The organism is Nodosilinea sp. LEGE 06152 (assembly GCF_015207525.1).
In the GTDB taxonomy this organism is placed as follows: Bacteria; Cyanobacteriota; Cyanobacteriia; order Phormidesmidales; family Phormidesmidaceae; genus Nodosilinea.
Genome location: NZ_JADEWR010000021.1, coordinates 98652 through 108270, shown reverse-complemented (window position 1 = coordinate 108270; position 9619 = coordinate 98652). Strand labels below are relative to the sequence as shown.

Annotated in this window: 8 protein-coding genes and 1 pseudogene; 6 read left to right on the top strand and 3 right to left on the bottom strand. The window is 55.8% G+C overall.

Annotated features, from left to right (window positions below):
- Window positions 1-1000, bottom strand: a pseudogene (gene psaA / locus IQ265_RS23190) (photosystem I core protein PsaA); the annotation flags it as partial.
- Between the two features lie 1609 nt (window positions 1001-2609).
- On the opposite strand from psaA, the gene IQ265_RS23185 reads away from it, so the two are divergent.
- Window positions 2610-2729 (top strand): photosystem II protein Y, encoded by a 120-nt coding sequence (locus IQ265_RS23185; protein ID WP_106871929.1) that lies wholly within the window; start codon window positions 2610-2612, stop codon window positions 2727-2729.
- Between the two features lie 113 nt (window positions 2730-2842).
- On the opposite strand, the gene rdgB is transcribed toward IQ265_RS23185, so the two are convergent.
- Window positions 2843-3454, bottom strand: coding sequence for an RdgB/HAM1 family non-canonical purine NTP pyrophosphatase (gene rdgB / locus IQ265_RS23180; protein WP_194057988.1), 612 nt, complete (start codon window positions 3452-3454; stop codon window positions 2843-2845).
- 166 nt (window positions 3455-3620) lie between these two features.
- On the opposite strand from rdgB, the gene IQ265_RS23175 reads away from it, so the two are divergent.
- Window positions 3621-5375, top strand: coding sequence for an ABC transporter ATP-binding protein (locus tag IQ265_RS23175; protein ID WP_194057986.1), 1755 nt, complete (start codon window positions 3621-3623; stop codon window positions 5373-5375).
- A gap of 83 nt (window positions 5376-5458) precedes the next feature.
- Complete coding sequence (locus IQ265_RS23170) at window positions 5459-6139, top strand: DUF4033 domain-containing protein (RefSeq protein ID WP_194057984.1); 681 nt, start codon at window positions 5459-5461, stop codon at window positions 6137-6139.
- Between the two features lie 81 nt (window positions 6140-6220).
- Here IQ265_RS23170 and IQ265_RS23165 read toward each other — a convergent pair whose 3' ends face one another.
- A complete protein-coding gene (locus tag IQ265_RS23165) occupies window positions 6221-6484 on the bottom strand; it encodes a hypothetical protein (protein WP_194057982.1) in 264 nt (87 codons plus the stop codon).
- Between the two features lie 217 nt (window positions 6485-6701).
- On the opposite strand from IQ265_RS23165, the gene IQ265_RS23160 reads away from it, so the two are divergent.
- From IQ265_RS23160 to IQ265_RS23150, 3 genes are all read left to right on the top strand, one after another.
- Window positions 6702-7404 (top strand): IS1 family transposase gene (locus tag IQ265_RS23160; RefSeq protein WP_194057981.1). Its coding sequence is split into 2 segments (ribosomal slippage): window positions 6702-7036 and window positions 7035-7404, totalling 705 coding nucleotides; the frame shifts between segments, so codons are not numbered across the junction.
- 172 nt (window positions 7405-7576) lie between these two features.
- Window positions 7577-8602 (top strand): ABC transporter ATP-binding protein, encoded by a 1026-nt coding sequence (locus tag IQ265_RS23155; RefSeq protein ID WP_228038355.1) that lies wholly within the window; start codon window positions 7577-7579, stop codon window positions 8600-8602.
- 152 nt (window positions 8603-8754) lie between these two features.
- Window positions 8755-9567, top strand: coding sequence for an ABC transporter permease (locus tag IQ265_RS23150; RefSeq protein ID WP_194057980.1), 813 nt, complete (start codon window positions 8755-8757; stop codon window positions 9565-9567).
- The last annotated feature ends 52 nt before the right edge of the window (window positions 9568-9619 follow it).

Here is a 9619-nt window from a genome sequence, read left to right as displayed (position 1 = left end):
TGCTGTGGCCAATGCCCCAGTTGGTGCGGTACATGTGGCCCGCAACGATGAAGAGGACGGCTAGCGCCAGGTGGTGGTGAGCCGTATCCGACAGCCAGAGGCCGCCAGTGACGGGGTTCAGACCGCCTTTGAAGGTGAGAAAGTCGGCGTATACGTTCCAGTTGAGGGTAAAGAAGGGCTTCAGTCCCTCAGCAAAGCTGGGATACATTTCCGCCATCAAGGCCTTGTTGAGGATCCATTCGTGGGGCAATGGTATGGCCCCCACCGAATCGATCACTCGACCGCCGATGGTCAAAGGCCGCCCGGCATCGATCGCATCCATGCAGGCGTTGATGGGCAACGATACGTGGATTTGCTGACCGGCGTAGCCCAAACAGCCCAGACCCAGCAGCCCAGCCAGGTGGTGGTTCATCATCGATTCCACGTTTTGGAACCACTCCAGCTTGGGTGCCCGCTTGTGGTAGTGGAACCAGCCGGCAAACAGCATCAGGCCAGCCATCACCAGCGCCCCAATGGCGGTGCAGTAGAGCTGGAAGCTGTTGGTAATGCCGTTGGCCCGCCACCACTGGAACAATCCGGAGGTGATCTGAATACCGTGGAAACCACCGCCCACATCAGCATTCAGGATCTCTTGACCAAAGATCGGCCAGACTACCTGGGCGCTGGGCTTAATGCCCGTGGGGTTGGTGAGCCAAGCTTCGTAGTTCGAAAACTTAGCGCCGTGGAAATACATGCCACTGAGCCAGATAAAGATGACGGCTAAGTGACCAAAGTGAGCACTGAAGATTTTTCGGGAAATATCTTCTAGGTCACTGGTGTGACTGTCAAAGTCGTGGGCATCGGCGTGAAGGTTCCAAATCCAGGTGGTGGTTTTGGGCCCCTTGGCCAACGTGCGGTCGAAGTGGCCCGGCTTGCCCCATCGCTCAAATGAGACTGGTACCGGGTCTTTATCAACCACGACCCTGACTTTTTGTCCCGGTTCAGGGGGACTTATGGTCATGGGACTCTCCTCTCTTCTACTCGAAAATACAGAGCGGATAAAGGCGCTTCCTACTGCATAGACGGATATAACCTGAGTCTATAGAAAGCTTAAATAGGCCGTGTAGGCATGAGGAACTGGCCTGAAACCCCAGTGCCTTTTCGTTGGAAGGCCAAAGAAAAGCCTGAAATTAAAGGTTTCAGCGTTTGGCAGCTAAGCTCGCAGGTCACTAAACTTGCCTGAAAACGCTTTAGAAGAACGCTCCGGAAAAGCTTGAGTATCCTTAGAGCCAAGACAGGTTAAGTAACAAACTACAGAATCACGGCCTTCCTTGGTAAGCGAAATTTTCACAAGTTAATAACTCTGGACGAATTAAATTAAAAGGTTTCTAGCGGTCTAAAGATATAGATTGGGTACGGCTTTATTCTTTGTCTAAAGAAATTTTCGCTGTTAAGCACAGGCTGAAAAATAGTGGCTAGAGAATTAAGAGAAAAGGCTATAGCCCGGACGAATAGTTGACGGGGCGAGCGTTAAGCGTCCAGACGGGTAGTGCGATCGCGCCCTGTTAAAGCCAATATCGATCGCCCACAGCATCTGTAAATAAAGGACACCCCTGCCCCAAGAGCAACTCGATTCTTGGGGCAGGGGGGCTTTTCAGTGCGATCGCCGCAATGCTAGAAAGTCAGCTACGCTAATCTGCTGTACCCAGGCCGTACTGCTAAGGCGAGGGCGCACAGGCTAGATTGGCTCCCAGCGATAGCGGTATACGTGCTCATCTGCCGCTACAGCCCTATCTCGCCGGACTTGGCCCACTGAGCTATCTCCAGGGCTCGTCGACTAAGATCTGTGACTACGGCAAGCCAGAGCAGAGACGTAATTCAATACTTATTGCCGCCAACCAGTTGGCCAACCATTTGACCAACTGGTCAGTCATCTACAAACACAACCAACACACAGGGCAGCAATCCATCCAAAAACCGGTATCAAGTCGGTTCTAGACGCTATTGCTGCTCCAATATTAGGCTTAACAAAACAAAATACTCTCTGTACAAAGAGTGAGAGCGATATCTACCGTTGGTGATATTGACATAGTGAATTCAGGTGTCAAGATAGGCCTCGATCTATCGTTTATCCTGCTCTATTGGCCTTCGTCTAGAGGTTTGGCCTGGCTTGGCGCACCTACGAGAGGATGCTCACTTTTTCGCTAGTTGGGCTGGCTTTACTGCTTCTATGCTTACGCGTACGATGGGATGCGATGGTCAATCGTCCGCCAGGTTTTAACTTAATCCCGGCAAGCACTAGCATTGTGAGGACAATGCCTGCTCTCGATGTCCCAGAACTAACTTTTGACCCATCAGCTTGTGCTCCTAGCCGCCAAGCCAGCGCAGTATTAAACCTAATCAGGTTGACCCAGGCTGTCCCTTGAAGCGCTAGGATCGCTCTAGGGCCTATGGAGCCTGAGTTTGGGCAGATTCTTTTGGTATTGGGCCAAGCTGTTTGTCTTTGGTAGGCGAGGTTGACCTCAGGGGGAAACTGCTAAATCTCTGTGCTTGCGATCGCCCCATGTGGTGTACATTATGAGAAAATTGTGACAACTGTTTAAGTAAAACGTTTTAGGAGGGCATGCCCGATGGACTGGCGAGTCGTTGTTGTTTTACTGCCGATTGCTGTAGCCGCAAGCTGGGCTGTGTTTAACATTGGTCGGGCTGCTCTGGGGCAACTGCAAGATTTCCTCAACCGTGAGGCCTAGCCTACCGATCTAGTCTGAAAGGGTTCAAGCTTGGCCCGGAAGTGCGATCGCGAAAGGGCGATCGCAGGTTAGAACGCAATCTTTGGCCCTGGAATGACTCAGCAAACATTGAGTCACTCCAGGGCTAGTTTTTTGAGGTCGGGCATGAGCTGGGCGAAGGCAATGCCTCGGTGGCTGTGGGCGTCTTTTTGGGCGGGCGACATTTCAGCGAAGCTTTTACCCAGAGCGGGCAGGTAAAAGATTGGGTCGTAGCCAAAGCCCCCTGTACCCTGAGGCTCAAGCAAAATTTCGCCGGGGCAGATGCCCTCGGTCTCGAGCACGATGTCGCCGCTAGGGTTGGCCACGGCCAGGGCACAAACAAATTGAGCGCTGCGTTCGCTCCTTTGGGCGGCTCCTTGAGCATCGCGCTCGCCCGATGCTGCCAACTCCCTCAGCAGGCGATCAATTCTGGCCTGGTCGCTGTCGGCGTAACGGGCTGAGTAGATGCCGGGGGCACCGCCGAGGGCGTGCACCTCCAGACCAGAATCATCGGCGATCGCCCACTGGTTCAGCGCCCTGGCTACCCCCGCCGCCTTCAGTCGCGCATTCTCTAAAAACGTAGCGCCGGTTTCCTCAATATCAATCTCATCGGGCTTGAGCTCAAGCTGCCAGCCTAGATCGTCTAGGTACACCTGCATCTCCTTGAGCTTGCCGGGGTTTCCGGTGGCGACAATAACCGTGGGCATTCGCAATCCATTCCTCAAACGTGGGCTACGGGTCGATTGTAGTGCTTTGCCTTTCAAGCTCAACCTGAGGACTTAGCGGGAAGCACAAAATGGCACAGGGCCAAAGCAGATCGAGCCCAAACCTGGTAGCGTGGTTGAACAGTGATCGCGATCGCGAAGGTTTCCCTTGACCCCAAAGCGCCCCCCTCAAGGCTCCAACTATTGGACGCTTGCTCCCTACGTACGGCGCGAGTGGCCAACCATCTTTCAGGCGCTGCTGGGCACCATCATTTTTGTCTCCTACTGGCCAATCTTGGCCTGGCTGTCAGGCAACATTCTGACTCAGCTGGCAGACGGCAATGTGCGTCTGGTTATCCGGTTTATCGCCATTACCATGGCCGGGTTCGCGATTCAAAAGATCGGTCAGTACATTCAAGATTCGCTGATGGCCAAAGCTGCCCTGGAGGTAGCCTTTAATCTGCGCCGCGATGTCTACACCCACATTCACCGGCTCAGCCTCACCTACTTTGAGCGCAGCCAAACCGGCGATCTCTCCTACAGGCTCACTGAAGATATCGATCGCATCGGTGAAGTAGTGCAAAAGCTGTTCCACGACTTTCTGCCCTCCGTCTTGCAGCTGGTGGTGGTGCTGGGCTACATGGTCTACCTTAACTGGCAGCTCACCCTGACGGCGGTTGTTTTAGTGCCCATTTTGGCCGTACTAGCGGGGTGGTTTGGCGAGCAAATGCTGAAGTTCTCGCGGCGCAGTCAGAATCTGGTGTCTGACCTGTCGTCGTTGGTGACCGAAGTGTTTAGCGGTATTCGCCTGGTGCGGGCCTTTGCCGCCGAAGATTACGAAGTTGAGCGCTTTACCCTAGAGGCCGAGAAGAACCGCCAGGCCAAATACAAGGCCGCCTGGTTGCAGGCCGTGCAGTACCCGGTAGTGGGCTTTACCTATGCCGTGGTGGTGATGCTGATTTTGCTGGTGGGTACCTGGCAGATCGCCGAAGGCAACCTAACCGGAGCTTCCTTTGGCAGCTACGTGGTAGCTGCGCTAATGCTAATTGACCCGGTCAATCACGTCATTATTAACTACGGCGAGTTTAAGCAGGGTGAAGCCTCGGTCGATCGCGTCATTGAGCTGCTGGATCTGGAGCCAGCGGTGCGCGAGCTGCCCACCGCAATAGAGCTACCCAAGGTCACGGGGCGAGTCGAGTACCGCAACGTCACCTTTGGCTACGAGGCCGACGAGCCGGTGCTACGAAACCTAGATCTGCTCGCTCTACCCGGCGAAAAAATTGCCCTGGTGGGCTCCTCGGGGGCAGGTAAATCGACCCTGGTAAACCTGCTGCCCCGCTTCTACGACCCCCAGTCGGGCCAAATTTTTATCGACGATGTGGATGTGGCCACGGTGACGCTGCGCAGCCTGCGGCGGCAGATCGGCATTGTGCCTCAAGAAACCACGCTGTTCTCAGGCACGATCGCCCAAAACATCGCCTTTGGCCAAAAAGAGTTTGACATTGAAGCGGTCGAAGCGGCCGCCCGCATTGCCAACGCCCACGACTTTATCAGCCAGTTTTCCCAGGGCTACTACACCTGGATGGGCGAGCGCGGCGTGAACCTCTCGGGAGGGCAGCGACAGCGGGTGGCGATCGCCCGGGCCGTGCTGCTCAACCCCCGCATCTTGATTTTGGATGAGGCCACGTCAGCCCTTGATGCCGAGTCTGAGGCGCTGGTGCAGGAGGCCCTAGAGCGGTTAATGAGCGATCGCACCGTCTTCATCATTGCCCATCGCCTGGCCACCGTGCGCGACGCCGACCGCATTTTGGTGATGGAAAAGGGCCAGGTAATCGAAGCCGGTACCCATAGCGAACTGCTGGCCAACCAGAGCCGCTACGCCCAGTTTTATGCCCAGCAGTTTGCGGGCAGCGCTGCGGGTTAGTTCGGTGTTCACACCTTAACGGGGCACTGTCACCCGACCGGGGTAAGTACTACCCTGGGGTAAGTACTTATTCCTGGTTCGCTATGGCATCGCCCCCGGCCACGGGTCTTGGCCCCAGCTCAGAAAAAGCGGTTTATAAGGATGGTTTGGGCGATCGCCTGTTTATCTGGCTCTTCAGCCGCAAGATGGCCAAGGCCGTGGGCAAAGACACCGCCCACAGCGGCTACGACGGCTTTGTCGATTTGTCTAGCCAAATCATGCAGGGGCGCAATGCCCAGCAGCAGCAGGCCCTGGTGGCGGTGGTGCTCAAGTCTCTGATACCCACCCAGGTGCTGTGGTTGATTCGCAACCTGTTTTCGCCCACTCGACTGGTATGTGAGCTGAACGCCTGGTTTGCCACGCAGCTGTTTGAGTGGCTGGTTGGCCCCTGCGAGGTCAAAACCGTCGAGTTTGTTGATGAGGAAGGACAGACACGGCAGCAGCGCAGCGGCGTTCACATCAAAAAGTGCCGCTACCTAGACGAAAGCCGCTGTGTCGGCATGTGCGTCAACATGTGCAAGCTACCCACCCAGCGCTTCTTTACCGAAGACTTCGGCATCCCGCTCACCATGGTGCCGAACTTTGAAGACTTTAGCTGCGAAATGATCTTTGGCCAGCCGCCGCCACCACTGGAGACTGAGGATGCCTACAATCAGCCCTGCCTGATCGATCACTGCTCCCTAGCCACCCGCGATCCTCAACCTTGCCCTAAAGTGAGGAACTGAGAGCTTCGTCTAAAGTCTGCTCGTACTCCTCCAGCGCTGCCAACACCGACTCCAGCTCTTGTCGGTTTGCCTCACCGGGGTCTAGTTGATATCGGATTTGGGCTTGACGGTAGCGTACTTCTTGTCTATCTCTAAGAGCCGCCTGTTGCTCTCTTCGAGTTTCTTCTCTTTCTCGGCGAGCTTCGCGTTCTCTTGCTTCAGCCTCGCGGTTTCCTTCTCGATTTCGACGGTTCCACTCAACGCCGAAATTAGCCAGTGCAGCCAGGAGGGCTGCCACAGTGAGTCGGTTGCTCCAGGTTTGGGGTCGGGCGATGATACTGAGGAATCGGAAGTCTTGTTCGCCACGGTGAAGAGTAGATGGGTAGGTGAGTGGGAGGGTAGATGGGTAGGTTGATGGTCCTTGAGCGGAGCCGTTTGTCCTGTGGACAGGCTTCGCCAACGCGCTAGCGTCTCCATTAGGGAGAAAGGGGGGAGATGGGTAAGGGAGGATGGGTGAGTTGCTCACTATTGGGGAAAGAAATTTGGCGTTGCATAATTGAGAGATGAGTTAGGGTGATCTGCGATGCAATGTCCAGAATGTGGAGCCACTCACATCCGTAAGAATGGCAAGCGGAAAGGTAAACAAAACCACATCTGTGTAGCCTGCGGTCGTCAGTTTATTGAGGCCTATGAGCCTCACCGAGGGTACTCGGATGAGGTCAGACGCGAATGCCTCAAGATGTACGTTAACGGCGCTGGGTTTCGAGCGATAGAGCGAGTCAAAGGGGTGCACCATACGACGGTCATTACTTGGGTGAAGCAAGTGGGCGAACGCCTCCCCGATGCTTACGCCCCTGAAACGACGCCAGAGGTCGGCGAACTCGACGAGTTGGAAACCTTTGTAGGCTCAAAAAAACAAGATTTGGCTGTGGACAGCCGTTGACCACTTCAAAAAAGGAATCTTGGGTTGGGTCTTAGGCGACCATAGTGCCGAGACGTTTCAACCGCTTTGGACCCTGGTTGGCAGCTGGCAGTGTTACTTCTATGTCACCGATGGATGGACGGTGTATCCCAGCTTTATTCCAGCAGGCGATCAGATTGTCAGCAAAACCTATATGACTCGGGTTGAAGGAGAGAACACTCGATTACGGCACTATCTAGCCCGTCTGCACCGCAAAACGCTCTGCTACTCCAAGACCGTAGAAATGCTGGCTCACTTTGTTCGCTTGTTACTTCACTACCTCAAGTTCGGCGATGTGCCAGTCCCGTCAAGGTTCATCTCTTGATTCAGCAACGCCAGAAATTTTTCAGAAATCACCCTAATATCTCTATCCTCACTCATTTATTGATGGAAAGTAAACCGCGGACTAGATTCGGCGACTTAAACGCAATGGGAGAAATAATCGCTACTGTAATCAGCAGTACAATATCCACTGGTTTGCTGGCGGTTCTACACCCATGATTGAAGTTGAGCACCTGAGTAAAGCCTACGGGTCTACCACGGCCATTCGAGACATCACCTTTGGGGCGCAGCCTGGGGAGATTTTAGGCTTCTTGGGGCCGAACGGGGCGGGTAAAACCACCACCATGCGGATTTTGGCGGGCTACCTGCCCGCCTCCGAAGGCACCGCCCGCGTGGCGGGCTACGACGTCCACACCGACTCAATGGCGGTGCGCCAGCGCATCGGCTACCTGCCCGAGTCGCCGCCGCTGTACCCGGACATGACGGTGCAGGGCTTTCTCAACTTTGTGGCCAAAATTAAGGGCGTGCCCGCCGACTTGCGCCAAAAGCGGGCCGATATCGCGATGGATCACTGCGGTCTGCTCGACAAGCGCAAGGTGCTGATTCGCAAGCTGTCCAAGGGTTATCGCCAGCGGGTGGGCATTGCCCAGGCGATTATTCACGATCCGCCGGTAATTATTTTGGATGAACCCACGGTAGGACTGGATCCGCGCCAGATCAACGAGGTGCGGCAGCTGATCAAGGGGCTGGCGGGCAGCCACACCATCATTCTCTCCACCCATATTTTGCCGGAGGTGAGCATGACCTGCGATCGCGTCACCATCATCAACCGGGGCCAGGTCGTCGCCACCGACACCCCCGACAACCTCACCACCCGCCTCTCCGGTGAAGCGGTCTACGAGCTAGAAGTTAGGGGTGATGTCACCACTGCCCAACGCCTCCTGCGCGAACTGACCCCCGTGCGCCAGGTAACTCAACTTGGGCCTGAACACCTGCCCGAGCACCACCACCGCCTGCGGGTAAGCGCAGAAGCCGATCGCGCCTTGGGAGGTCTGATATCCTCCGCTCTGGTCAACGCTGGCCTCGAACTCCACGAGCTCCGCCGCCAGCAGGCCACCCTCGAAGACGTCTTCCTCAACCTCACCACCACCGAACCCACCACGGGAGCAACGGCTTCCCCCGAAACACCCGACCCCGAACTCCCTACAGTCGAACCAACGCCAGAACAATCCGAGACCTAGCGATTTTGGATTTTGGATTTCGCCCTCATCCTCCCCACCTCCCTCACCCCCCTTTCTCCCTACGGGAGACGCTAGCGCGAACGACTCCGCTCAGGGACCATTACCCATCCACCCACCTACCCTCCCACCCATCCACTCTCCACTCCCCACCCATGACCCTTCTCCTCAAAAACATCCTCGCCATCTACCAGCGTGAGCTGCAAAGCTATTTCGCCTCACCCCTGCCATACATCATTGCCGCCGTGTTCTGGCTGCTGGGGGGCTTCTTCTTAGTGGCGATTTTGCTAGGGCCGCAGGGCATTCTGGCCCAGGCAGCGATGGCCGACCAGGCCGTGCAGATGGGCATGCCCTCGTCGCCCCCCTTTGATGTAGCCTACGAGTTCAACAAGGCCTACGTGGGGCTGCTGGGGTCGCTCTCAATGTTTGTGCTGCCGATGCTGTCGATGGGGCTTTACGCCGACGAGCGCAAGCAGGGCACGCTGGAACTGCTGGCCACTTCGCCAGTAACCAACTGGGCGGTGGCTTTGGGCAAGTTGCTGGCGGTGGTGAGCTTTTATATTGCGATGGTGCTGCCGCTGATGGTGTGCCAATCGATCGCCCTGGGGGCCGCCGAACCGCCTACGGGGTCAGGGGTATTCTTACTGTCGCACCTGGGTCTGGTGCTGATGGCAGCCAGCGTGCTAGCGCTGGGTATGTTCATTTCGTCGCTGACCGAGAGCACGGTGCTGGCGGCGATTATGACCTTTGCGCTAATTTTGCTGCTGTGGCTTGTCGATGCAGTGGCCCAGGGGCTACCGGGGGTGGTGGGTAGCGCGATCGCCCATCTGTCTCTACTCAAGCACTTCACCGATTTCACCGAAGGCATTTTTGATACCGGCGGTCTGGTGCTGTTTCTCTCATTTATTGGGCTGGGGCTTTACCTAACAGCTCAGTCGATCGAAACTCTTCGCTTCCAGCGGTCTTAAAGCTCTAGCAATTCATTAAGCGTGCAGGCAGGTTAGTAGTAGCGGGTTATGG

Coding starts and splice junctions, on each gene's coding strand:
- IQ265_RS23185 (WP_106871929.1), top strand. CDS start 2,610: ATGGACTGGCGAGTCGTTGTTGTTTTACTGCCGATTGCTGTAGCCGCA.
- IQ265_RS23170 (WP_194057984.1), top strand. CDS start 5,459: ATGGCATCGCCCCCGGCCACGGGTCTTGGCCCCAGCTCAGAAAAAGCG.
- IQ265_RS23155 (WP_228038355.1), top strand. CDS start 7,577: ATGATTGAAGTTGAGCACCTGAGTAAAGCCTACGGGTCTACCACGGCC.
- IQ265_RS23150 (WP_194057980.1), top strand. CDS start 8,755: ATGACCCTTCTCCTCAAAAACATCCTCGCCATCTACCAGCGTGAGCTG.
- rdgB (WP_194057988.1), bottom strand. CDS start 3,454: ATGCCCACGGTTATTGTCGCCACCGGAAACCCCGGCAAGCTCAAGGAG.